Source organism: Burkholderia sp. AU32262 (assembly GCF_020419985.1).
Lineage (GTDB): Bacteria > Pseudomonadota > Gammaproteobacteria > Burkholderiales > Burkholderiaceae > Burkholderia > Burkholderia semiarida.
In genome coordinates this window covers 63,433-85,444 of record NZ_JAIZRS010000023.1, presented here as the reverse complement: position 1 = coordinate 85,444, position 22,012 = coordinate 63,433, and the positions used below count along the sequence as shown (strand labels likewise).

General features: G+C 68.0%; 21 protein-coding genes and 3 pseudogenes. 12 read left to right on the top strand and 12 right to left on the bottom strand.

Annotated elements, in window-relative coordinates; all coding sequences use genetic code 11:
• Positions 1–138 precede the first annotated feature (138 nt).
• From panE to LGN10_RS25130, 8 genes are all read left to right on the top strand, one after another.
• On the top strand, positions 139–1,086 hold the full coding sequence (panE, locus tag LGN10_RS25165; protein WP_099317659.1) for a 2-dehydropantoate 2-reductase: 948 nt from the start codon (positions 139–141) through the stop codon (positions 1,084–1,086).
• 251 nt (positions 1,087–1,337) lie between these two features.
• Positions 1,338–2,297, top strand: coding sequence for an AraC family transcriptional regulator (locus tag LGN10_RS25160; RefSeq protein WP_059639749.1), 960 nt, complete (start codon positions 1,338–1,340; stop codon positions 2,295–2,297).
• A 120-nt stretch (positions 2,298–2,417) separates the two neighbouring features.
• The gene (locus tag LGN10_RS25155; protein WP_089465670.1) at positions 2,418–3,362 is read left to right on the top strand and encodes a substrate-binding domain-containing protein; all 945 of its coding nucleotides are present in this window, start codon (positions 2,418–2,420) and stop codon (positions 3,360–3,362) included.
• A gap of 5 nt (positions 3,363–3,367) precedes the next feature.
• Positions 3,368–4,945: a sugar ABC transporter ATP-binding protein gene (locus LGN10_RS25150; protein WP_413227162.1), complete on the top strand. Its 1,578-nt coding sequence runs from the start codon at positions 3,368–3,370 to the stop codon at positions 4,943–4,945.
• Positions 4,932–5,945, top strand: coding sequence for an ABC transporter permease (locus tag LGN10_RS25145; RefSeq protein ID WP_059584751.1), 1,014 nt, complete (start codon positions 4,932–4,934; stop codon positions 5,943–5,945). The genes LGN10_RS25150 and LGN10_RS25145 overlap by 14 nt, the downstream gene beginning before the upstream one ends.
• 46 nt (positions 5,946–5,991) lie before the next feature.
• Positions 5,992–7,080: an alcohol dehydrogenase catalytic domain-containing protein gene (locus tag LGN10_RS25140; protein WP_059584753.1), complete on the top strand. Its 1,089-nt coding sequence runs from the start codon at positions 5,992–5,994 to the stop codon at positions 7,078–7,080.
• A gap of 29 nt (positions 7,081–7,109) precedes the next feature.
• Positions 7,110–8,657, top strand: a complete 1,548-nt coding sequence (locus LGN10_RS25135) for an FGGY-family carbohydrate kinase (RefSeq protein WP_226225366.1) — start codon at positions 7,110–7,112, stop codon at positions 8,655–8,657.
• Positions 8,654–9,412 carry an SDR family oxidoreductase gene (locus LGN10_RS25130; protein ID WP_226225364.1) on the top strand — a complete coding sequence of 253 codons (759 nt, stop codon included), beginning with the start codon at positions 8,654–8,656 and terminating at the stop codon, positions 9,410–9,412. The genes LGN10_RS25135 and LGN10_RS25130 overlap by 4 nt, the downstream gene beginning before the upstream one ends.
• Positions 9,413–9,461: 49 nt before the next feature.
• Here the strand turns inward: LGN10_RS25130 and LGN10_RS25125 are convergent, their stop codons facing one another.
• The 8 genes from LGN10_RS25125 to LGN10_RS25090 all read right to left on the bottom strand — a co-directional run bounded on the left by LGN10_RS25125 (position 9,462) and on the right by LGN10_RS25090 (position 15,236).
• Positions 9,462–9,602 carry a hypothetical protein gene (locus LGN10_RS25125; RefSeq protein ID WP_012339712.1) on the bottom strand — a complete coding sequence of 47 codons (141 nt, stop codon included), beginning with the start codon at positions 9,600–9,602 and terminating at the stop codon, positions 9,462–9,464.
• A 171-nt stretch (positions 9,603–9,773) separates the two neighbouring features.
• Entirely contained in the window at positions 9,774–10,358 is a 585-nt protein-coding gene (locus LGN10_RS25120; protein WP_059584758.1) for an NTP transferase domain-containing protein, read from the bottom strand.
• A 102-nt stretch (positions 10,359–10,460) separates the two neighbouring features.
• Positions 10,461–10,703, bottom strand: coding sequence for a M15 family metallopeptidase (locus LGN10_RS25115; protein ID WP_124859897.1), 243 nt, complete (start codon positions 10,701–10,703; stop codon positions 10,461–10,463).
• A gap of 133 nt (positions 10,704–10,836) precedes the next feature.
• Positions 10,837–11,232: a type II toxin-antitoxin system VapC family toxin gene (locus tag LGN10_RS25110; protein WP_059585115.1), complete on the bottom strand. Its 396-nt coding sequence runs from the start codon at positions 11,230–11,232 to the stop codon at positions 10,837–10,839.
• Positions 11,229–11,468 carry a type II toxin-antitoxin system Phd/YefM family antitoxin gene (locus LGN10_RS25105; protein WP_021158157.1) on the bottom strand — a complete coding sequence of 80 codons (240 nt, stop codon included), beginning with the start codon at positions 11,466–11,468 and terminating at the stop codon, positions 11,229–11,231. Before LGN10_RS25105 ends, LGN10_RS25110 begins: the two co-directional genes overlap by 4 nt.
• 85 nt (positions 11,469–11,553) lie before the next feature.
• A complete protein-coding gene (locus tag LGN10_RS25100) occupies positions 11,554–12,237 on the bottom strand; it encodes a Fe2+-dependent dioxygenase (protein WP_226225362.1) in 684 nt (227 codons plus the stop codon).
• Complete coding sequence (locus LGN10_RS25095; RefSeq protein WP_226225360.1) at positions 12,234–12,989, bottom strand: tetratricopeptide repeat protein; 756 nt, start codon at positions 12,987–12,989, stop codon at positions 12,234–12,236. Before LGN10_RS25095 ends, LGN10_RS25100 begins: the two co-directional genes overlap by 4 nt.
• Before the next feature lie 3 nt (positions 12,990–12,992).
• Complete coding sequence (locus LGN10_RS25090) at positions 12,993–15,236, bottom strand: TonB-dependent receptor (protein WP_226093909.1); 2,244 nt, start codon at positions 15,234–15,236, stop codon at positions 12,993–12,995.
• Between the two features lie 176 nt (positions 15,237–15,412).
• On the opposite strand from LGN10_RS25090, the pseudogene LGN10_RS25085 reads away from it, so the two are divergent.
• Positions 15,413–15,637 (top strand): annotated as a pseudogene (locus LGN10_RS25085) (hypothetical protein); the annotation flags it as partial.
• 71 nt (positions 15,638–15,708) lie between these two features.
• Here LGN10_RS25085 and LGN10_RS25080 read toward each other — a convergent pair.
• Complete coding sequence (locus LGN10_RS25080) at positions 15,709–17,004, bottom strand: aspartate carbamoyltransferase (protein WP_059584768.1); 1,296 nt, start codon at positions 17,002–17,004, stop codon at positions 15,709–15,711.
• A 231-nt stretch (positions 17,005–17,235) separates the two neighbouring features.
• Here LGN10_RS25080 and LGN10_RS25075 point away from each other — a divergent pair, with 231 nt between their 5' ends.
• Positions 17,236–17,370: an entericidin A/B family lipoprotein gene (locus LGN10_RS25075; RefSeq protein ID WP_006485835.1), complete on the top strand. Its 135-nt coding sequence runs from the start codon at positions 17,236–17,238 to the stop codon at positions 17,368–17,370.
• A 94-nt stretch (positions 17,371–17,464) separates the two neighbouring features.
• Here LGN10_RS25075 and LGN10_RS25070 read toward each other — a convergent pair.
• The 3 genes and pseudogenes from LGN10_RS25070 to LGN10_RS25060 all read right to left on the bottom strand — a co-directional run bounded on the left by LGN10_RS25070 (position 17,465) and on the right by LGN10_RS25060 (position 20,125).
• A pseudogene (locus tag LGN10_RS25070) lies at positions 17,465–18,012 on the bottom strand (permease).
• 201 nt (positions 18,013–18,213) lie between these two features.
• Complete coding sequence (locus LGN10_RS25065) at positions 18,214–19,146, bottom strand: DMT family transporter (protein WP_226225355.1); 933 nt, start codon at positions 19,144–19,146, stop codon at positions 18,214–18,216.
• A 184-nt stretch (positions 19,147–19,330) separates the two neighbouring features.
• Positions 19,331–20,125: an AraC family transcriptional regulator gene (locus LGN10_RS25060; protein WP_226225353.1), complete on the bottom strand. Its 795-nt coding sequence runs from the start codon at positions 20,123–20,125 to the stop codon at positions 19,331–19,333.
• Positions 20,126–20,295: 170 nt separating this feature from the next.
• Between LGN10_RS25060 and LGN10_RS25055 the strand changes: the two genes are divergently transcribed.
• Positions 20,296–21,129, top strand: coding sequence for a molybdenum cofactor biosynthesis F family protein (locus tag LGN10_RS25055; RefSeq protein ID WP_226225351.1), 834 nt, complete (start codon positions 20,296–20,298; stop codon positions 21,127–21,129).
• A pseudogene (locus tag LGN10_RS25050) lies at positions 21,126–21,936 on the top strand (SDR family oxidoreductase). Before LGN10_RS25055 ends, LGN10_RS25050 begins: the two are co-directional and overlap by 4 nt.
• Positions 21,937–22,012 lie beyond the last annotated feature (76 nt).

The following is a 22,012-nucleotide window of genomic DNA, read 5'->3' as shown; positions in this document are numbered from 1 at the left end:
TCATTTCCCGATGTCCGCGACGCGGGCGCGGGCATCTATGCATATGCATAACAGCGGCCGCTATACTGTCGGGCGACGGTCTGCGTTGCCCACGCACGGGCAGCGCGCGGACACCGAACGAAACGAAAGGAGGCAACGATGCGGATTCTGGTGGTAGGGGCCGGCGCGGTCGGCGGATACTTCGGCGGCCGGCTGGCCGCGGCGGGGCGCGACGTGACGTTCCTGGTGCGCGAGGGCCGCGCCGCCGCGCTCGCGCGCGACGGGCTGCTGATCCGCAGCCCGCGCGGCGACCTGACGCTCGCGAACGTGCAGACCGTGCGCGCGGGCGACGCGGGCGCCGGCGTCGCGCCGTTCGATCTCGTGCTGCTGAGCTGCAAGGCGTACAGCCTCGACGACGCGATTGCGTCGTTCGCACCGTTCGTCGGGCCGCGGACGCTGATCCTGCCGATGCTCAACGGGATGCGCCACCTCGACGTGCTGCGCGAGCGCTTCGGCGCCGCGCAGGTGCTCGGCGGCCTGTGCGTGATCGCGGCGACGCTCGATCGCGAGCAGCGCATCGTGCATCTGAACGACACGCACGGCGTGTCGTTCGGCGAACTGGCCGGCGGCGAATCGCCGCGCGTGCGCGCGGTGGCCGACGTGCTCGGCGGCGCGGGCTTCGACGCGACGCTCAGCGACGACATCGCCGCGCGGATGTGGGACAAGTGGGTGTTTCTGGCAACGCTCGCCGCGAGCACGTCGCTGTTTCGCGGGTCGATCGGCGACATTCTCGCCGCGCCGGACGGCCGCCGCCTGCTCGAGACGATGCTCGCCGAATGCAGCGCGATCGCCGAATACAACGGCCATCGGCCCGACCCGGCGGCCGGCGAGCGGATGCAGCGGATGGTGCTGACGCCGTCGCCGCTGACCGCGTCGATGCTGCGCGACGTCGAGAACCATGCGCGCGTCGAGGCCGATCACGTGATCGGCGACCTGCTCGCGCGGCGCGACCCGCAGGCGGCCGATACGCTGTCGCTGCTGCGGATCGCGTACAACCACCTGAAGGCGTACGAGGCGCGCACGGCGCGCGAGCACGCGGCGGCGTAAGCCGGCGCGGGCGATCGGCGCGGACGGCCGCCGCACCATTCCGCGCTGCAACAAATTTGCCTTCTGGCGCCATTTCCGCCCGCAGGCGGCAAAAAAGTATCGAAAATCAGGCGTAAAGTTGGTGGAGCCGCGCGCGCGATCGACCTACATTGCTTCCCATGCGACCGGTCGCGGCGCCGCGCGAGACACGCGGCGCACGCGCGCACAGCCGAACAGGCCGGCCAGCGAACCAAGGGAATGGAGACGCCAACATGATGCACCCCGATCTCGAAGTGGTCGACGTGCGACGCGACGAGTCGTTCAAGGTCTGGTCGCACGGCTATCCGTATCGCACGATCCGCTGGCATTTCCATCCCGAATTCGAGCTGCACCTGATCGTCGCGACGCACGGCAAGTATTTCGTCGGCGATCACATCGGCTCGTTCGGCCCCGGCCATCTCGTGCTGCTCGGGCCGAACCTGCCGCACAACTGGGTCAGCGACATGGCCGCAGGCGAAACCGTCGAGCGCCGCAATCTCGTGATCCAGTTCGATCCGTCGTTCGTGCGGCGCTGCATGGACGCATTCCCCGAATGCCGCGACGCGCAGGCGCTGCTCGACGATGCGCGGCGCGGGGTCGGCTTCGACGCCGCGACGAGCGCCGCGATCGCGCCGTTGTTCGACGAGCTGCTGACCGCGCGCGGGATGCGCCGCATCGCGCTGTTCATGACGATTCTCGAACGGCTGTGCGACGCGGCCGAACGCACGCTGCTCGCAAGCCCCGCCTACGATCAGGCCGACATCACGCCGACGCGGCTCAGCCACGCGCTGTCGTATATCGGCAAGAACCTCGCGTCCGAGCTGCGCGAATCCGATCTCGCGCAACTGACCGGGCAGAGCGTCAGCGCGTTCTCGCGCGCGTTCCATCGCCATACGGGCATGCCGTTCGTCCAGTACGTGAATCGTCTGCGGATCGAATCCGCGTGCCAGATGCTGCTCGCCGACGACGCGAGCATCACCGACATCTGTTTCCAGGCCGGCTTCAACAACGTGTCGAACTTCAACCGCCAGTTCCGCGCGGTGAAGGGGATGGCGCCGTCCGAATTCCGCGCGCTGCAGCGCCTGAACGCGCGCAGCCGCGAGCTGGCGCTGCATGCGGCGCCCACCGGTAACCCGCTGCCGCCGCGCGTGCTGACGCCCGGCGCGCCCGAACTCGTGCCGCAGCCCGGATGATCGTCGGGCCGCCGCCCGCCCGAGCTTTCCCAACCGTTTCACCCAGCCGAATCGCGTCGCTTGCGTCGCGAGGGGCGCATTCACCCACGAAAAAGCCGCACACAATCTGGAGACACCGTCATGACGCACGCATCGCCCGCTTCTTCTTCCCGTCGCGCCGCCCGCCTGGCGGCCGTTGCCGCGCTCGCTGCCGCGGCCCTGTTGCCCGCCGCCGCCGCGCACGCCGCGCCGCTGCGGATCGGCATGACGTTCCAGGAACTGAACAACCCGTATTTCGTGACGATGCAAAAGGCGCTGAACGACGCGGCCGCGTCGATCGGCGCGCAGGTCGTCGTCACCGACGCGCATCACGACGTCAGCAAGCAGGTGAGCGACGTCGAGGACATGCTGCAGAAGAAGATCGACATCCTGCTCGTGAACCCGACCGATTCGACCGGCATCCAGTCGGCGATCACGCAGGCGAAGAAGGCCGGCGCGGTCGTCGTGGCCGTCGATGCGAACGCGAACGGGCCGGTCGATTCGTTCGTCGGCTCGAAGAATTACGACGCGGGCGTGATGTCGTGCGAATACCTCGCGAAGGCGATCGGCGGCAGCGGCGAGGTCGCGATCCTCGACGGCATTCCGGTCGTGCCGATTCTCGAACGCGTGCGCGGCTGCAAGGCCGGGCTCGCGAAATTCCCGAACGTGAAGCTCGTCGATACGCAGAACGGCAAGCAGGAGCGCGCCGCCGCGCTGTCGGTGACCGAGAACATGATCTCCGCGCATCCGAACCTGAAGGGCATCTTCAGCGTGAACGACGGCGGCTCGATGGGCGCGCTCGCCGCGATCGAGGGCTCCGGCAAGGACATCAAGCTGACGAGCGTCGACGGCGCGCCCGAGGCGATCGCCGCGATCCAGAAGCCGAACTCGAAGTTCATCGAGACGACCGCGCAGTTCCCGGCCGACCAGGTGCGCATCGCGCTCGGCATCGCGATCGCGCGCAAGTGGGGCGCGACGGTGCCCAAGGCGATTCCCGTCGACGTGAAGGTCGTCGATCGCGGCAACGCGAAGGGTTTCAGCTGGTGAACGACGTGCGACGCGACGCGAAGGGCGGCGGCGCCGCCGACGCCCTTCGCACGGAGAAGCCGATGGACACGATACTCAGGCTCAGCCACATCACGAAAAGCTTTCCCGGCGTGAAGGCGCTGTCCGACATTCATCTGGAGATCGCGCGCGGCGAGATTCATGCGCTGCTCGGCGAGAACGGCGCGGGCAAGTCGACGCTGATGAAGATCCTGTGCGGCATCCACCAGCCGGATGCGGGCACGATCGAGATCGACGGCAGCGCACGCCATTTCGCCGACTATCACGACGCGGTCGCGGCCGGCGTCGGCATCGTGTTCCAGGAATTCAGCCTGATTCCGCACCTCGATGCCGTCGACAACCTGTTCCTCGGCCGCGAGCTGCGCAACCGCTGGGGCGCGCGCGACCGCAAGCGGATGCGCGCCGCGGCGGCCGCCATCTTCGCGCGCCTGGGCGTGGCGATCGATCTCGATGCGCCGATCCGCGCGCTGTCGGTCGCGCAGCAGCAGTTCGTCGAGATCGGCAAGGCGCTGTCGCTCGACGCGCGCATCCTGATCCTGGACGAGCCGACCGCCACGCTCACGCCGGCCGAGGCCGAGCACCTGTTCGCGATCATGCGCGAGCTGAAGCGGCAGGGCGTCGCGATGATCTTCATCTCGCATCATCTCGACGAGATCTTCGCGGTGTGCGACCGCATCACGGTGCTGCGCGACGGCCAGTACGTCGCGACGACCGAGGTCGCGCGCACCGACGTCGAGCAACTGGTGCGCATGATGGTCGGCCGCCGGATCGAAAGCAGCTTTCCGCCGAAGCCGGCGCGGCCGGCCGACGCGCCGGCCGTGCTCGAGGTCGATGCGCTGCAGATCGAGCGCGACGGCCCGGTGAACCGCTTTGCGCTGCATGAAGGCGAGATCCTCGGTTTCGCGGGGCTGGTCGGCTCGGGGCGTACCGAGACCGCGCTCGCGGTGATCGGCGCGACGCGTGCTCATCGCAAGGAGGTGCGCGTGCGCGGCGCGGCGGCGAAGCTGGCCGATCCGGCCGACGCGCTGCGCGCGGGCATCGGCATCCTGCCGGAAAGCCGCAAGACGGAAGGGCTCGTCACGTCGTTCTCGATTCGCGACAACATCTCGCTGAACAACCTCGGCAAGTACCGGTCGATGCGCTGGCTGATCGACCGGCGAAGCGAGGCACGCACCACGCACGACGTGATGCGGCGCGTCGGTGTCAAGGCGCCGTCGATCCACACCGAGGTCGCGATGCTGTCCGGCGGCAACCAGCAGAAGGTCGTGATCGCGCGCTGGCTGAACCATCACACGTCGGTGCTGATCTTCGACGAGCCGACGCGCGGCATCGACGTCGGCGCGAAAGCCGAAATCTACGGGCTGATGCGCGAACTCACCGCGCGCGGCTACGCCATCATCATGATCTCGTCCGAATTGCCGGAAATCGTCGGCATGTGCGATCGCGTCGCCGTGTTCCGGCAAGGCCGCATCGAGGCGACGCTCGCCGGCGACGAGATCGATCCCGACACGGTCATGACCTATGCCACGGCCGGCACGCGAGGAGCGACCCATGAACCTGCCTGATTCTTCTTCCACGCGTTCGACGACGCTTGCGGCCACGGCCGGAAACGGCGACGCGCCGCCGCCGCGCGCGATGTGGGCGCAACTGCGCCGCTCGACGCTGTTCTATCCGCTCGTCGGCCTCGTCGTGGTCTGCATCGCGATGATGATCGCGAGCCCGAGCTTCCTGTCCGCCGCGAACCTCGAGAACGTGCTGCGCCAGGTGTCGATCAACGCGATCATCGCGGTCGGCATGACCTGCGTGATCCTGACGGGCGGAATCGACCTGTCGGTCGGCTCGGTGATGGCGCTGTCGGGCACGCTCGCGGCCGGGCTGATGGTCGCGGGCGTCAACGCGGTCGCCGCGCTGGCGATCGGCATCGCGGTCGGCCTCGGCTTCGGTGTCCTGAACGGTGTGTTCGTCGCGTTCGCGGGAATGCCGCCGATCATCGTCACGCTCGCGACGATGGGCATCGCGCGCGGCCTCGCGCTGATCTACACGGGCGGTTATCCGATCGATGGGCTGCCCGACTGGGTCGCGTTCTTCGGCAGCGGCAAGGTGCTCGGCATCCAGGCGCCGGTGCTGATCATGCTGGTGGTCTATGCGATCGCGTGGCTGCTGCTCGACCGGATGCCGTTCGGCCGCTACGTGTATGCGATCGGCGGCAACGAGCAGGCGACGCGGCTCACCGGCGTGCGCGTCGCGCGCGTGAAGCTGATCGTCTACACGCTGGCCGGGCTCACGTCCGCGCTTGCCGCGATCGTGCTGACCGGGCGCCTGATGAGCGGGCAGCCGAACGCGGGCGTGGGCTTCGAGCTCGACGCGATCGCGGCCGTCGTGATGGGCGGCACGTCGATCTCCGGCGGGCGCGGCGCGATTCTCGGCACGCTGGTGGGCGCACTGTTGCTCGGCGTGCTCAACAACGGGCTCAACATGATCGGCGTGAACCCGTATGTGCAGAACGTGATCAAGGGCGGAATCATCCTGCTCGCGATCTACATCAGCCGCGAGCGATCGCGGTAACGACGGAAATATCGGTTATCCGAATCATTCAGAGAAGAGACAACTCATGACGACACCCGAAGCCAAACCGCGCATGACCGCGGTCGTCTGCCACGGCCCCGAGGACTATCGCGTCGAACAGGTCGCGATGCCGCGCCCCGGTACGAACGAGCTCGTGATCCGCATCGCCGCGTGTGGCATCTGCGCGAGCGACTGCAAGTGCTACACCGGCGCCAAGATGTTCTGGGGCGGCCCGAGCCCATGGGTGAAGGCGCCGGTGATTCCCGGCCACGAATTCTTCGGCTATGTCGAAGCGCTCGGCGACGGCGCGGCCGAGCATTTCGGCGTCGCGCTGGGCGAGCGCGTGATCGCCGAGCAGATCGTGCCGTGCGGGAAGTGCCGCTATTGCAGGTCGGGCCAGTACTGGATGTGCGAGGTGCACAACATTTTCGGCTTCCAGCGCGAGGTCGCCGACGGCGGGATGGCCGAATACATGCGCATTCCGCCGACCGCGATCGTCCACAAGATCCCGCTCGGCATATCGCTCGAGGATGCCGCGATCATCGAGCCGCTGTCGTGCGCGATCCACACGGTGAACCGCGGCGACGTCCAGCTCGACGACGTCGTCGTGATCGCGGGCGCGGGCCCGCTCGGGCTGATGATGACGCAGGTCGCGCACCTGAAGACGCCGAAGAAACTCGTCGTGATCGACCTGATCGACGAACGGCTCGAACTCGCGCGGCAGTACGGCGCCGACGTGACGATCAATCCGAAGCGCGACGACGCGCGCGAGATCGTCCGTGCGCTCACCGACGGCTATGGCTGTGACGTGTACATCGAGACGACCGGTGCGCCGGTCGGCGTGAACCAGGGGCTCGACCTGATCCGCAAGCTCGGCCGCTTCGTCGAATTCAGCGTGTTCGGCGAGGACGCGACCGTCGACTGGTCGATCATCGGCGACCGCAAGGAGCTCGACGTACGCGGCGCGCACCTCGGGCCATACTGCTATCCGGTCGCGATCGACCTGCTCGCGCGCGGGCTCGTCACGTCGAAGGGCATCGTCACGCACGGTTTCGCGCTCGAGGAATGGGACGACGCGATCCGCGTCGCGAAATCGCCCGAATCGATCAAGGTGCTGCTGAAGCCGGCCCGCTGACGGCCGGCGCGCGCCTCACCGGAGATATCATGGAATACGTCATAGGCGTCGACATCGGCACGCAGAGCACCAAGGCGCTGCTCGTCGACCGGCACGGCACGATCGTCGCGCGGCGCTCGGCCGGCTACCAGCCCGATACGCCGCGCCCGCTGTGGGCCGAGCAGTGGCCGAAGGTGTGGTTCGACGCGGTGCTCGACTGCATCGCGGGCTGCGTGAGCGACGCGCGCGCGCAGGGCGTGCCGGCCGATGCGATCCGCGCGGTATGCGTGAGCAGCCTGTACGGCGGCTCGGGCATCCCGGTCGACATCGACATGCGGCCGCTGCATCCGTGCCTGATCTGGATGGATCGGCGTGCGACCGCGCAAGTCGACTGGGTCAACGAGCACGTGAACGTCGAGCGGCTGCGCGTGATCACCGGCAACGGCGTCGACAGCTACTACGGGTTCACCAAGATGCTGTGGCTGCGCGACCAGCGGCCGGACGTGTGGGCGAACGTGCGCTATTTCCTGCCGCCGAACGCGTACGTGATCTATCTGCTGACCGGCGAAGTCGCGGTCGACCACAGTTCGGCCGGCAATATCGGCGGCGTGTACGACGTCGCGCGCCGCGAGTGGTCGGACGACGCGCTCGACATGCTCGGCATTCCGGCGACGATGATGCCCGAGCGGCTGGTCGATTCGACGGACGTCGTCGGCGGCCTGCTGTCGCAATGGACCGCGCAGCTCGGCCTGCCGGCCGGCGCGCCCGTCGTGGCAGGCGGCGTCGATGCGGCGGTGGCGACCTTCGCGGCCGGTGCCACGCGCACCGGGCAGCACGTCGCGATGATCGGCACGAGCATGTGCTGGGGCTACGTGAACCGGCACGTCGATGCGCGCCACGGTCTCGTCAGCATGCCGCACGTGTTCGACGGGCAGCGCGACCTGTACGTGTTCGGCGGAGCGATCACGGCCGGCGCATCGGTCGCATGGTTTCGCGACCAGTTCTGTCACGCGGAAATCGACGCGGCGCGCCTGCTGCCGCACGGCGATCCGCACATGTTGCTCGAGGAGGCGGCCGAGCGCGTGCCGGCCGGCGCCGACGGCGTGCTGTTTCTGCCGTACCTGATGGGCGAGCGCAGCCCGGTGTGGGATGCGAAGGCGAGCGGCGCGTTCGTCGGGCTGAGTCTCGCGCATACGCGTGCGCATCTTTATCGTGCGGTACTCGAAGGCGTCGCGTTCGCGTTGCGCCACAACATCGAGGCCGGCCGCCGTGGCGCGGCGGCGCTGGACGATCGATTGATCGTCGTCGGCGGCGCCGCGCATTCGGCGCTGTGGATGCAGATCATCGCCGACGTGACGGGTTTTCCGGTGTGGACGATCGAGCAGGACGTCGAAGCTGCAATGGGCGCCGCGCTGCTCGCGGGCGTCGGCGCGGGGCTCGTGTCGCGCGACGACGCACAGGGCGGCTGGGTCACGCTCGTCGAGCGCGCACGGCCCGACGCCGACCGCGCGAAAACGTACGACGCGCGTTTTTCGCTCTATACGGCGCTGTATCCGGCACTCAAGCCGATCATGCACAGGCTCGGGACATCATCATGAACACACGATTCGATTTCAGTGGGTCGACGGTGCTCGTCACGGGCGCCTCGAGCGGAATCGGCCGTGCGTGCGCGGTCGCACTGGCGCATGCAGGCGCGCGCGTCGTCGCGGCGGCGCGCGACATGGCCGCGCTCGACACGCTCGCCGCGGAGATTGCGTGCGAGACGTTGCGCATGGATGTCGGCGGCGACGAACACGCGATCGATGCCGCACTCGCCGCGTACGATGCGTTCGACGGCCTCGTCAATTGCGCGGGGATCGCGTCGCTCGAGCCTGCGCTCGACGTCGAAGCCGCGCATTTCGATCGCGTGATGGCCGTCAATGCGCGCGGTGCGGCGCTCGTCGCGCGGGCCGTGGCGCGAAGGATGATCGAGCGCGACGGACGCGGTGACGCGCACGCGCGGGGCAGCATCGTCAACGTGTCGAGCCAGGCGTCGCTCGTCGGGCTGCCCGCGCATCTGAGCTATTGCGCGTCGAAGGCGGCGATGGACGCGATCACGCGCGTGCTGTGCATCGAGCTCGGCCCGCACGGCATTCGTGTGAACAGCGTGAATCCCACCGTCACGCTCACGCCGATGGCGCAGTTCGCGTGGAGCGAACCGGACAAGCGCGAACCGATGCTCGCCGCGATTCCGCTCGGCCGGTTCGCGCACCCGGACGAAGTGGTCGAGCCGATCCTGTTTTTGCTGAGCGATGCGGCGTCGATGATCAGCGGTGTGTCGTTGCCGATCGACGGGGGATATACCGCGCGCTAGAGCCCGTCACGTAAGTCGCGGTCGAGTTCGCGGCGCGGCCGGCGCGCGGCTAGACGGGATCCTTGCTCGGCGGTCCATCCGGCTGCTGCGGGTTGTCGTGATGGCCGGGCGGCGACGAGAACGGATCGTCTTCCGGGTCGCGGTTCGGGTCGGCCGGTGGCTCGGGCGTCGGGGTCGTGTGGTCGCTCATGGAGAACTCGTGCGGTGCGTGACGGCGGTGGCGCGGTGGACGCGCCTCGTCTTGGTTATAGCCAATCGGGCGCGCGTTTGCAGCGGGTTCTTGCGGCAGGCTGCCGATCGTCGGCGAAATCCGCCTATTGACGGTGTTCGTGCGGAATCTCGCGAGGTCGCGCAATCGAAGTCAGCGCAAGTCCGCCGGTGTATCGACGTCGCGCAGGATGCCGGGATCGTCGATGTCGAGCAGTTGCACCGGCGCGCTGGCGAACAGCGCGCGGGCGCCCGTGTCGCCGTCGAGGGCGGCCAGTGCTTCGAAGTGGTGCGCGGCGAAACCGACTGGATGCCCGCGCACGCCGCGATGTGCGGGCGCGACGATCGATGCGTTGTCGGCTTCGAGCGCGCGTGCGACCGTTTCGTAGGTGGAAGCGGCGATCCACGGCATGTCGCCGAGCGCGACGAGCCAGCCGCTCGCGTCGGGCGTCGTCCGGACGCCGGCCGCGAGGCTCGCGCCCATGCCCCGCAACGCGTCGGGGGCATAGACGACCTGACAGCCGGCTTCGTTCAGCAGAATTGCAAGCGTTTCGGCGCCGGGACGCACGACGGCGATCACGTCGGCGGTGGCTGCCGCGAGACGGCGGGCGGCGGCCACCGCAACCGGCGTGCCGTCGGGGAGCCGGGCGAGCAGCTTGCTGTGCAGGCCGCTCGGGTCGAAGCGTTGACCAAGGCCGCCGGCGAGCAGGACGCCGGTGGCGAGTGACGCATAGGACATCGGCGCGAGGGGAGTGAGGCAGGTGCTGCGATTGTGCGGGAGCACACGGGGATCGGCAAGTGAGGATGTTACCGAATCACGCCTGCCGGATCGGGAAAACTGTCATCGCGCCGCTTCGTCCAGCATGCTTTCGTCGACAGGACCGTAAATTGCGTGCGATTCGTTCTGGATCACGGCCCAATAGCGATCGCCGAACGACCAGTGCCACCATTCGGACGGGTAATTCGTGAAGCCGGCGCGGGTCAGCGCGTCGATGAGGATTTGGCGGTTTCGCGCGGCCGCGCGGCTGATGAACGCGTTGTGCGTGTAGCACGTGCCGGACGATTCCTGGTCGGTGGCGTTCATGATGGCGAGAACGTTTGCGGGCCCCTGGCCGATGTCGAGTAGGGCGGCCACGGTCGTTTTGGTCAGACGAATCGCCGATATGCCAGAGTCTCGTGGAGAATGCGCCGCGATTTGATGCGAGCGCGGGCGACGCTTACCAGAGCGTCTTGACGTGCGCGTACGCGCGGATTTTTTCGTCGCGCGTGACGAGCGGCGCGCCGAGACGCCGCGCGGTCGCGACGATCATGCGATCGGCCGGATCCTTGTGGAACGTGCCGGGCAGGTCGGTGGATTTCGCGGCGATGTCGGCATCGACAGGCACGAAACGCATGCCGTCGATCTGCGCGACGGTGGCGAGCCACGCGTCGACATCCATCGTCAGGGCGAGGCGATCGTTGCGCACCAGCATCGCGATTTCCCACGCGGAGATCGCGGATGCGGCGAGCGCGCCTTCGCTCCGCGCGCGATCGATCGCGCTGCGCGCCTTCTTGCTGAGCGCGGGGTCGCCCGCTACCCACCACACCAATGCATGCGTATCCAGCACGATCACCTCGACGCCTCCCAATCATCTTCCGCAATCGGATCGAGAGGATTGTCGTAGCGCATGACCGACCCGCGCAATATGTCCAACGGCTGGGCTTCGCGCGAGCGATACGGGCGGATCTCGAGCGTCGGTTTGCCGTGGTCGGTGACGATCAGGCTTTCGCCCGACGCCTCGACGAGCCGGAAGTATTCGAGCGCGCGAGCCTTGAATTCGGATTTCGATACGGGAGCGTGCGGCATCATGATATGTTCATGGTCATCGGACTATGGTCATTTTAGCCTCGCATTTCGATGCGGCGCAAGCGCCGTGGGGCATGACCGGCTCGCGCTACGCATCTGCCCACTTCCTCAAAAGATTGTGATAAATCCCGGTCAATGAAATGACCATCGGATCCTTCGCGCCTTTCTCCGCGGAAAGCGCCTGAATCTGCGTATCGAGCTGGAACAGCAGCGTGCGGTCGCCATCGTCGCGCACCATGCTCTGAATCCAGAAGAACGACGCCACGCGCTCGCCGCGCGTCACCGGTGTCACGTGATGCAGGCTCGATGCCGGATACAGCACGAGGTCGCCCGCCGGCAGCTTCGCGCGATGCACGCCGTACGTATCCTCGACGCACAGCTCGCCGCCCTCGTACGCATCGGGTTCCTCGAGGAACAGCGTCGCCGACAGGTCGCTGCGCACGCGGAAATCCGTGCCGCGCAGCAGCCGGATCGCGTTGTCGACGTGCGTGCCGAACGTCTCGCCGCCTGCATAGCGATTGAACAGCGGCGGAAACACCTTGAGCGGCAGCGCCGCGGAAAAGAACAGCGGATGGCGGGCGAGCGCATCCTGGATCGCGTCGCCCACCGCGCCTGCGGCCGGCGAGCCTTCCGGCAATTGCCGGTTGCGTTTCGCGAGCGCCGACTGCGCGCCGGACGTCGCGTTGCCGTCGATCCATTCGGCGCGATCGAGAAGTTCGCGGCATTGCGCGACCTGCGCTTTCGTCAGTACGCCGGGGATGTGAAGCATCATGATACGGATTCCATTGCGTGCGGCGCCAGTTGCATCGCCGCCGACCGAAACGCGTCGAGCGGCGACGACACGAGATACGCGCGCATCTTCGCGATGAACGCGGGTGTCGCGGTGGCCGGCACCCGCGCGAGCCACACGAGCGCTTCGTCGACGCGCCCGCGCTCGGCGAGCAGCCGCGCGTAGTTGAACTGGCCGCGAAAATCGCCGGCAACGGCGGCACGGCGATAGTGGTCGAACGCGGCGTCGATATCGACCGGTACGACCCAGCCGTCCTCGTAGAAGCCGCCGATCAGGTTGATCGATTTCGCATGGCCGAGCGCGGCCGCGCGGCGGAGCCACTCGAGCGCGTCGGCGCGGTTCTCGTCGACGCCGTTGCCGAGGGCGAGTGCGGTCGCGTAGTTGTACATGCCCCAGTCGAGGCCCGCCTGCGCGGCGAGCCGGTACCAGTACACGGCGACCGGCGCGCACGCGGCCGTGCCCCAGCCGAACTCGTAGCAGCGGCCGAGCATGTTCATCGCCATCGGATGATTCGCCTGCGCGGCATGCCGGAACCACGTGAGCGCGGCCGCGGGATCGCGCGGCACGCCGTGGCCGTCGAGCAGGTACTGCCCGTACACGGCCTGTGCATCGACGATGCCGTGCTCGGCCGCCGCCGCGACCCACGCGGCGGCGCGCTCGGGCGGCCCGGCCAGGATGTCGGCGAACTCGCGCGGCGAGACCGACGCGAGCGCCTTCAGCGACACGGCCTCCATCGATCAGTAGCGCGCGTTCAGCGTGACGAACGCCGAGCGGCCCGGCGCGATCGACGCATAGTGCGCCGGATACGCCTGATCGAAGTAGGTGCGGTTGAACAGGTTGTTCACGTTCAGTTGCAGATCGAGCTTCTTGTTGATCCGGTACTGCGCCATCGCGTCGAAGCGCCAGTACGACGGCACGGCGCGCAGGTTCGCGGGATCGCCGAACACTTCCGACATGTAGAACGCGCCGCCGCCGACCGTGAACTTCGGCGTGATGTCGTAGTTCGACCACATCGTGAGGCTGTGCTTCGGCGTGTTCGGGAAGCGGTTGCCGTTGTTCGCGGTGTCCTTGCCGTTGTCGCGCAGTTCGCTCTTCATGTACGTGTAGCCGCCGAACACCTGCCACTGCTTCGTGATCTGGCCCGCGACGCCGAGCTCGAGGCCTTGCACGCGCTTGTTGCCGACCATCGCGTACTGGTTGTTCGGCAGCGTCACGCGCGCGTTCGTCGTGTCGATCTGGAACAGCGCGGCCGTCAGCGACAGCTTGTCGTTCAGCACGTTCCATTTCGTGCCGAGTTCGATGCTGCGGTTCTTTTCCGGAGAAAGCTGATCGGCATTCGGGCCGACGCCGCCGCGGCCCGGCGTGAGCGACTGCGTTTCGCTGCCTTCGCCGAGCAGCATGCCGGCGGGCGTCGACGACGTCGCATACGACGCATAGATGCTGCCGTTCCGCGCGGGCTTGAACACGAGGCCGGCCTGCCAGTTGAACAGCGTGTCGTCGCGCGTGTAGGTCTTGCCGCCATTCGCCTTGGTATCGGTGAAGCGGGTCGAGTAGTCGTCGACGCGCACGCCGGCGTTGACCTGCCAGCGCGGCGTGATCTCGATCGTGTCGAAGCCGTAGATCGATTTCGTGGTGGTGCGCGCATGCGCGTAGTCGTTGTTGCGCGAGATCGAGCCGGCCCACGGATCGCTCGGGTTCGGCGACCACAGGCTCGTGCAGTTGTAGCCGGACGCGGCGCCGATGCCTTTCTGGCAGATCTTGCCGGTGTCGGTCGCGACCGTGTACGAGTCGCGCTTGCCCCATTCGCGCGACAGCTCGATGCCGGTGTTGAAGCTGTGCTTGAACGGGCCCGTGCGGAATTCGCCGAACAGCTCGGTCAGGTTCGCGAGGCTGTTGATCGCGCTGTTGCGGTTGTTGTTGCGGCGCCAGACCTTGCCGTTCACCACGTTGCCCTGGCTGTCGTCCGGCTGCGTCCAGATGTAGTCCTGCGTCGATTCCGTGTAGCGCGCGGTGTTGCGCACCGTGAGGTTCGGCGTGATGTCGTGCTCGATCCTGATCGTGCTGATGTCCGACGTGGTCTTGCGGAAGTCGCGGTCGATCAGGCCGTAGAAGTTGTGGCGATCGACGGGCGCCGGATAGATCGTGCCGACGTTCGCGGGCTTGTTCGACGTCGTATAGAAGTACGGGATGCCGCCGTCGGGCATGTCGTCCGTCTGCAGGTGGTAGTAGCTCGCGGTCACGCGCGTCGGCGTGCCGAGACCGAACGCGATCGACGGCGCGACGCCCCAGCGCTCGTTGTTGACGGCGTCGCGGCCGGCCACGTCGTTGTTGTGGCTCATCAGGTTCAGGCGGAACGCGGCGTGATCGGCGAACTGCCAGTTGCCGTCGGCGGTGAAGCGGCGATAGCGGTCGGTGCCGAGGCCCGCGCTCGCGGCGGCCGTCGTGCCGAGGTGCGGGGCCTTCGTGATCAGGTTGATGCTGCCGCCCGCGCCGCCGCGGCCGCCGTACGCGCCGTCGGAACCCTTGGTGATCTCGACGCGCTCGGTGTTGAAGATCTCGCGCGTGGTGGCGCCCGTGTCGCGCATGCCGTCGACGAACATGCTGCCCTGCGTGTCGTAGCCGCGGATGAACGGACGGTCGCCGAGCGGGTTGCCGCCCTCGCCGGCGCCGAACGTGATGCCGGGCACGGTACGCAGCGCTTCGGTCAGCGTGGTCGCGCCGCTGTTCTGGATCAGTTCCTGCGGGATCACGGTGACGGATTTCGGCGTGTCGACGAGCGGCGCGGTGAATTTCGCGGAAGCGGAAAAGTCGGCCTTGTAGCTGTGCTCGGTCTTGCCCTGGATCTCGATCGGCGCGAGATGGCCTTCGGTGCCGGCGGGCGCCGCGGGCGGCGTGCCGTCGGCGAACGCGGGGCTCGCGGCCAGCACGCTGCAGAGGGTGGTGAACTTGCCGAGCTTCAGCTCGTCGGGACGGGACTTCATGGTGCGCTTCGACCTCGCGGTGTGGCTCCCGGGGCAGTGCGCTGCGGAAATGTGCATGCCGGCGGGGATTATTACGATTTGTTTTCAGGCGGCATTCTATGTAATTTCTTTACGAATGAGAAGCGTTCTTGTTCTCATTTGTCGGGGAATTGTTGACGAATGTTGCGGAGGGGTCGAAGGCTCGTGGCCGGGGGGCGACAGGCAACGCAATGGCGTCTGCCGATGGCTTCGTCGCTGCAATCGCCGCCTCGAACGGTTCGATCGTGGCCACGCGCGACGTCGCGCCGTTCGAAGCAGCAGGCCTGCGTGTGATCGACTCTTGGTTCCGCCGGCGCCGGGTCGGCGGCCGTCACGTCACCGGCGCCGAAAATGACAACGCGCCGTGCAAGTCGGCGCGTTGAATGCGTTACGTCTGCGCGCGGCCCTTGAACTGCAGCAAATTCCCGTTCGGGCGCGCGACACCGGCCGCAGATCAGTCGATTCCGTGAAACACCGCATCCTCCGGCCCCAGGTATGCCGGCGGGCGCCACGTCGCGTCGCGCATCGAATGCTGGACGAGATTCTCGACGCCCAGCAGCACCGCGAAGATCGCCATCCGCACCGGAATGCCGTTGTCGGTCTGCCGGAAGATCGCGAGACGCGGGTCGCGGTTCAGGTCGACCGACAGGTCGTTCGCGCCGGGCCGGCTGTCGCGCGGCAGCGGGTGCATGATCAGCGTGTCGGGCTTGCATACCGAGTCGACGAGCGCCTGGTTGATCTGGAAATCCGGCGTATAGCCCTCGAACGATTCGTCGGTGAAGCGCTCCTTCTGGATCCGCGTCGCGTAGACCACGTCCGCCCCGCGCAAGCCCGCCGCGAGATCGTTCGTCTGCTCGACCGCATGGCCGTTCGTCGAGATCTGGTCGACGATGTACGCCGGCATCTCGAGCGTCGGCGGCGACACGAGCGTGAACTTCAGCCCGCGGTACAGCGCGAGCAGCTTGACGAGCGAGTGCACGGTGCGGCCGTACTTCAGGTCGCCGACCAGCGCGATGTGCGCGCCGTCGACGATCTTGCCGAGCCGCGAAAACTCGCGCTGGATCGTGTAGAGGTCGAGCAGCGCCTGGCTCGGGTGCTCGCCGGGGCCGTCGCCGCCGTTGATCACCGGCAGGTTGGTCGCCCGTGCGAATTCGGCCACCGAGCCTTTTTCCGGATGGCGGATCACGAGCGCGTCGACGTAGCCGGCCATCACGCGGCTCGTGTCGTAGATCGATTCGCCCTTCGCCATCGACGAGAACGTGAAGCCCGTCGTGTCGCACACCGAGCCGCCGAGCCGGCAGAAGGCCGCGCCGAACGACACGCGCGTGCGCGTGCTGGCCTCGAAGAACAGGTTGCCGAGCACGGCGCCTTCGAGCACGCGTGAAATCTTGTGACGCCGCGCGATCGGCTGCATGACGTCGGCCACGCGGAACAGCGCCTCGACCGAATCCCGCGAAAACTGGTCGACCGAGATCAACTGCGGCTTGCCTTCGAACAGGAATTGCTTCGCGAGCCCTTGCTTGTCTACGCTTTGCGTATAGTTCTCGCCATCCGGCGCCGAACGCTCGACGATTTCCGACACGAAGCGCTCGACGATCTCGGGCATCCCGCGCGATTCCTGCGAATCGTCCGGAAGCAGCCACGTATCCAGCGCGCGGCGGCTGACGCCGATGCGATTCGCGAATGCCTCGCGGGTCATGTTGAGGCGGCGCATCGCGTCGCGGAGGAAGGCTTGCTGGGGAACGGTCATCGGCGGCTCCTGGGCGGAAAATATACGCGGTGCGTATATTAGTTTCTGCCGCGATGAAGTCAAGAAAAATCTGTGCGCGCAGGGGTGGCGCGTATGACACTCGCGGGGCCGTACTGGCGCGCGGCGCGCGTCTCCGTATAATCAGGTCAGGCCCCGTGTCCGGCAGCGTGCCGGGCGCCGCGCCGCACACGATTCGCCCGGTCGGGCTTGTTGATTCGAAGGAGAATGAGAATGACGCGTACGATTGCTGCAATGCTGCTGGTGGTGACCGCCGCGCTCGCCGGTTGCAATACCGTCGCCGGCGTGGGCCAGGACATTTCGAAGGGCGGCCAGGCGATCAGCGATTCGGCTGAAAAGGCCAAGTAAGCCGACCGGTTCCGGCATGCAGAAGGCGCCGGGCCTTCCCGCGATGGCGGGGCGGCCCGGCGCCTTTTTTGCGTACGAATCGATGCCGCCGGCGTCAGGCGCGTTCCACGAACGCGTGCGGCCCTCGACCTTGCGCGGCGTGAACCAGCCGTAGTCGGGGAACAACCGGTTGCGGACGAACCAGACATAACCGACCAGCGCGACCGTGATCGCGAGGCTCGGCAGCGCGGCGGACGGATCCCGCCCGAGATCGGCGACGGTCTTCGGCATCTGCAGCAGCGACAGCAGGATGAACGCGTGATATGCGCCGACACGATGGGTCGCGAAGCCCCAGATGAACAGCAGCGACAGCGGCACGGTCAACGCCAGGAAGGCGGTGACCAGGACGCCGCCGGCGCCGGACGCGAGGAAGTAGTACGCAAGCATCAGGCTGATGACCAACTGCGCGATGCCGAGCGCGATCAGGATCCGGACGTGTATCTTGTTCTTGCGGCAGCGTTCAGGGTCGGGGCGCGACGCGATCAGGTGCGCGAGCACGCGATCCTTGAGCCCTTGCCCGGATAGCTCGGCCAGCGCGTCGGCCTTCCTCGTTCCCGCGGACAGCAGCACCGCGATTCTTGTTTTGGCTTCCTTCCTGTTCATTGCGTGGCGGAGTGTTGTTCGATGGTGGTCAAAGGGGCCGGCCACGCGAATATTGCATCTTGCGCAGTCGTGCGCAACGGTTTTGCGGTGCGCGGACACATTCCTACAGTCGGTCGACCGTGTGACGGAAAGGCTGGATCGACGAGCGCTGCGACGTCGACGGAGGCGCCGCCGTCTCCGCGGGGACGCGACGAACGCGAGTCAGTCGGCGGCGGCCTGCGCGGAGAGCGCGGCGCGCAGTTCGACGGGCGGCTCCCGCCGTCGCGTCGCGCCGACGAGCATGCCGGCGACGACGAGCGCGATGCCGGCGACACGTGTGCCGGTCAGCGTTTCGCCGAACAGCGCGACCGCGAACAGCACGGCCGAAACCGGCGCGACCGCGGTGAACAGGGCCGCCTCGGTGCCGCTCGTGCGTGCCGAGCCCGCATACCAGCACAGGTAACCCAGCACGGTCGGAATCAATGCGTAGTAGACGATCGCCGACACGGCGCCGACGGTCCAGCCGCTCGCCACCGCATGCCATTCGAACGCGGCCGGCACGAGTGCGAGCACGAAGCCGAGGCCCGACATCGCGGTGGATAGCGCAAGCGGCGGCAACGGCGCGGCAAGCCGACGGTTGAGCAGGATGAAGACCGCTTCGCATGCGACGGCCGCCAGCACCAGCGCATCGCCAACGAGCGTTTGCAGCGACGGCATCGCATGGCCCGGCGCGAACGCGACGAACAGCACGCCGGCCGTGGCGAGCGCGGCGGCCAGCCAGTCGCGCGGCGTCTGCCGCTCGCGCAGCACGACGGCCGCGATCAGCGTCGACATGGCCGGCAACGTGCCGAGCATCACGCCGGCATCGAGCGGCGACGACAGTTTCGTGCCGCTGATCAGCAGCACCGTATAGCCGACGCCGCCCGCCGCCGCCTGAATGACGAGCAGCACGGCATCGCGTGCGCAAATGCGTGGCCAGCGCATGCGCTGCGCGCGCATCATCGCGAACAGCAACGGGGTCGCGATCAGGAAGCGCAGCGCGGTGGCCGCGAACGGCGGCAGGCCGCCGGCCGCGAGACGGCTCGCGATGACGGTGCTGCCGACGCCCGCCATCGCGGCGGCGAGATAGAGATAGCCGATCAGTCGTGTCTTCATGCGCTGCATCGTCGTGTATGGCGGCAACGTGCGTCTTGAACGAAATTGCAGCCAGGGACTGGACTGACGGTGGTGAGCCGTCCGCTTGCGCTGACGCAACAGGTTGCGGCGGCCTTCGAGGGGGTAGTCGCTTTCGAACGCAGTGCGCCCGGCGCCCGCGGCGCTGCGCGGCCGACGGCGTTACTCAACCCGCGTGCGTGAACCGCCCCGGCGTGATGCCGAACTGGCGCGCGAATGCGCGAGTCAGGTGGCTCTGATCGGCGAAGCCGGCTTCGGCCGCAGCATCGGCGATCGGCAGGCCGCTGGCCAGCAGCGCGCGCGCCAGCCGCGTGCGCGACTGAACCAGGTATGCATGCGGCGTGATGCCGAGCTCGCGCGCAAAGCCGCGCAGCAACTGGAAGCGGCTGACGCCGCTCAGCTCGGCCAGCTCGGCGAGCGACACGGGTGCGGCCGGCGCCGCGTCGAGCCGCTCCCGCGCGACGCGGACCGCCGGCGCGACGCCGGCCGCAGGCAGCGTGTGGCTTGCGTGCCGGGCGAGCAACCCGGCGACGAGCATGACGAGCGCTTCGTCGCGGGCCAGCGGCTGGGTTTCGCCTGCCACGATGCGCGCATGCAGCCTGCCGACGGCGGCCGCAAGCCGCGTGTCGCGCACGGCCGGATGCGCAAGCTCGACGCCGCCGAGGCCTTCTTCCGCCGCGACGCCCGCGACCAGCGCGGGGGCGAGATAGAGCATCCGCCAGCGCCGCCCGGTGCCGGCCTCGAGCGGCGAGCCGTCGTGCACCTCGCCCGGGTTGACCATGATTGCGTCGCCTGCGAGCGCGTCGACCTGACCGCGGCCGCTCCACGACCGGTGCGCACCGCTGACGATCACGCCGACCCCGAATTCGTCGTGCGCGTGGCGCGGAAACGCGCGGTCGGACTCGAGGCTGATTGCCTCGATGCCTTCGCCGGTGCGTCGGTAATGGATGACACGGTGCATGTGCGCTCCTCGCGCCGGGGGCGGCGCGGATCACGTGCACTTTAGCGTGTTCCGGCGCCGCGCGCCCTTCATCCTTTTGGCCGATACCGCGCGGCGCGCGCAGCCCGCACCATGTGCGCATGAGCAGCGTACACGGCCCGCCGGGCCTGAGGCTGCGCGGGAGGCGGCAGGTGGAACGACAGGATCCGGTATTCATTCAGGTGGGTGCGCTCGCGGACGGCTTCGCGCCCGAGGCGAACATCCTCGCATCCGTCGACGCGCTCGTCGGGCGGACGCTGACGCTCGTCGACGCATCGGGCGCGTGGCGCGTCCATACGTTCGAGCCGGGTGCGCTGCAGTGGCGCGGCGCGGTCGCCGATACGGGCGGCCGCGCGCCATGCCGCGTGACGCGGCTGCGCGACGGGCTGTACTTCGTCGACTACATCGATGCCACCGCTCGGGCGACATCGGTCAGCCTCGTGATCGATCTCGACAACGGCGTGTGGACGTCGGTCGTCGGTACGTTGCCGACGGAAGCCGACACGCGCATCGATGCGTTCACGCGCGTCGCGCGCGGGCTGCCGCTGACGGCCGTCGACGCGCAATTCCGGCACGGCACGCTCGGCGGCCACGCCGAGCCGGGCCCGCTTCACGCGCCCACGCGCGAACTGATCGGCAAACGGACGATGTACCGCTACAGCCCGACCGAATGCTACGAGCACATCTACCTGAACGAGAATTTCTACGCATGGCAGTGCCTGCAGGGCGTCGAAGGCGGGCTGGCCGATGTCGACCGCTGTCATTACTTCAAGATTGCGGACGCGCTGTATCTGTTCGTGTGGCGCGAAAAGGTGGTGCCGACGCTCGGCGTCGTGCTGATCGACCTCGCGCAACGCAAGACCGACGGCAAGATCTTCGGCTATCAGGGCGGCGATTTCGGCACGCTGTCGAATTTCCCGGTCGGCGCTTACGCGCAGGTACTGAACGAAACCGTGCATCCGCTCGGCGACGAGGCGCAGCGATGACTGCCGTGCGGGGCAGCGGCCGCCTGCATGCGGATTTCAGCGGGCGCGTCGTGCTCGTCACGGGCGCCGCGCAAGGAATCGGCGCGGCGATCGCGCGCCGTTTCGCGGAATCCGGCGCATTCGTCGCCGTGGCCGACCTGAACGGCGACGCGGCGGCCGTGCAGGCCGGCGCGCTGGCGAGCGCGGGCGGCGAAGCGCGCGCGTATCGGGTCGATGCCGCGAGCCGGGACGAACTGGATGCGCTCGTCGCGGCGGTCGAGCGCGACGGCGGCCGGCTCGATGTCGTCGTTCACAATGCCGCGTATTTTCCATTGACGCCGTTCACGCGAATCGACGAGCCGACGCTCGAGCGCACGCTGTCGGTCAACCTGTCGGCGCTGTTCTGGCTTGCGCAGGCCGCGTTGCCGGCCTTCGAGCGCGCGGGGGGCCGGGCGGCTGCTCGTCACGTCTTCGGTGACGGGGCCGCGCGTCGTCTATCCGGGGCTCGCGCATTACGCGGCGTCGAAGGCCGGCGTGAACGGCTTCATTCGCGCGGCGGCGCTGGAGTTGGCGCGCCGCAACGTGACGGTCAACGGCGTCGAACCGGGGATGATCCGCACGCCGGCGGCCGGCAATCTCGGCGACGCGTCCGTCGCCGCGCAGATCGCGCGCGACATTCCGCTCGCGCGGATGGGCGAGCCCGAGGACATCGCGAACGCGATGCTGTTTCTCGCATCGGCCGACGCGGCGTACATCACCGGGCAGACGATCGTCGTCGACGGCGGCGCGACCTTGCCGGAGAGCGGGGCGGTGCTGGGCAACGGGTAGCGGTGAGCCAGCGCGGGCATCGGTTTCGGCGAGGCCGTGCGGGCATCTGCGGACGGCCCGTATCATGAGGGCACGT

Bases quoted from the DNA above. Each gene is read 5' to 3' on its own strand.
- panE (WP_099317659.1), top strand. From the start codon at position 139: ATGCGGATTCTGGTGGTAGGGGCCGGCGCGGTCGGCGGATACTTCGGC.
- LGN10_RS25160 (WP_059639749.1), top strand. From the start codon at position 1,338: ATGATGCACCCCGATCTCGAAGTGGTCGACGTGCGACGCGACGAGTCG.
- LGN10_RS25155 (WP_089465670.1), top strand. From the start codon at position 2,418: ATGACGCACGCATCGCCCGCTTCTTCTTCCCGTCGCGCCGCCCGCCTG.
- LGN10_RS25145 (WP_059584751.1), top strand. From the start codon at position 4,932: ATGAACCTGCCTGATTCTTCTTCCACGCGTTCGACGACGCTTGCGGCC.
- LGN10_RS25140 (WP_059584753.1), top strand. From the start codon at position 5,992: ATGACGACACCCGAAGCCAAACCGCGCATGACCGCGGTCGTCTGCCAC.
- LGN10_RS25135 (WP_226225366.1), top strand. From the start codon at position 7,110: ATGGAATACGTCATAGGCGTCGACATCGGCACGCAGAGCACCAAGGCG.
- LGN10_RS25130 (WP_226225364.1), top strand. From the start codon at position 8,654: ATGAACACACGATTCGATTTCAGTGGGTCGACGGTGCTCGTCACGGGC.
- LGN10_RS25125 (WP_012339712.1), bottom strand. From the start codon at position 9,602: ATGAGCGACCACACGACCCCGACGCCCGAGCCACCGGCCGACCCGAAC.
- LGN10_RS25120 (WP_059584758.1), bottom strand. From the start codon at position 10,358: ATGTCCTATGCGTCACTCGCCACCGGCGTCCTGCTCGCCGGCGGCCTT.
- LGN10_RS25115 (WP_124859897.1), bottom strand. From the start codon at position 10,703: ATGAACGCCACCGACCAGGAATCGTCCGGCACGTGCTACACGCACAAC.
- LGN10_RS25105 (WP_021158157.1), bottom strand. From the start codon at position 11,468: ATGATGCCGCACGCTCCCGTATCGAAATCCGAATTCAAGGCTCGCGCG.
- LGN10_RS25100 (WP_226225362.1), bottom strand. From the start codon at position 12,237: ATGATGCTTCACATCCCCGGCGTACTGACGAAAGCGCAGGTCGCGCAA.
- LGN10_RS25095 (WP_226225360.1), bottom strand. From the start codon at position 12,989: ATGGAGGCCGTGTCGCTGAAGGCGCTCGCGTCGGTCTCGCCGCGCGAG.
- LGN10_RS25090 (WP_226093909.1), bottom strand. From the start codon at position 15,236: ATGAAGTCCCGTCCCGACGAGCTGAAGCTCGGCAAGTTCACCACCCTC.
- LGN10_RS25080 (WP_059584768.1), bottom strand. From the start codon at position 17,004: ATGACCGTTCCCCAGCAAGCCTTCCTCCGCGACGCGATGCGCCGCCTC.
- LGN10_RS25075 (WP_006485835.1), top strand. From the start codon at position 17,236: ATGACGCGTACGATTGCTGCAATGCTGCTGGTGGTGACCGCCGCGCTC.
- LGN10_RS25065 (WP_226225355.1), bottom strand. From the start codon at position 19,146: ATGAAGACACGACTGATCGGCTATCTCTATCTCGCCGCCGCGATGGCG.
- LGN10_RS25060 (WP_226225353.1), bottom strand. From the start codon at position 20,125: ATGCACCGTGTCATCCATTACCGACGCACCGGCGAAGGCATCGAGGCA.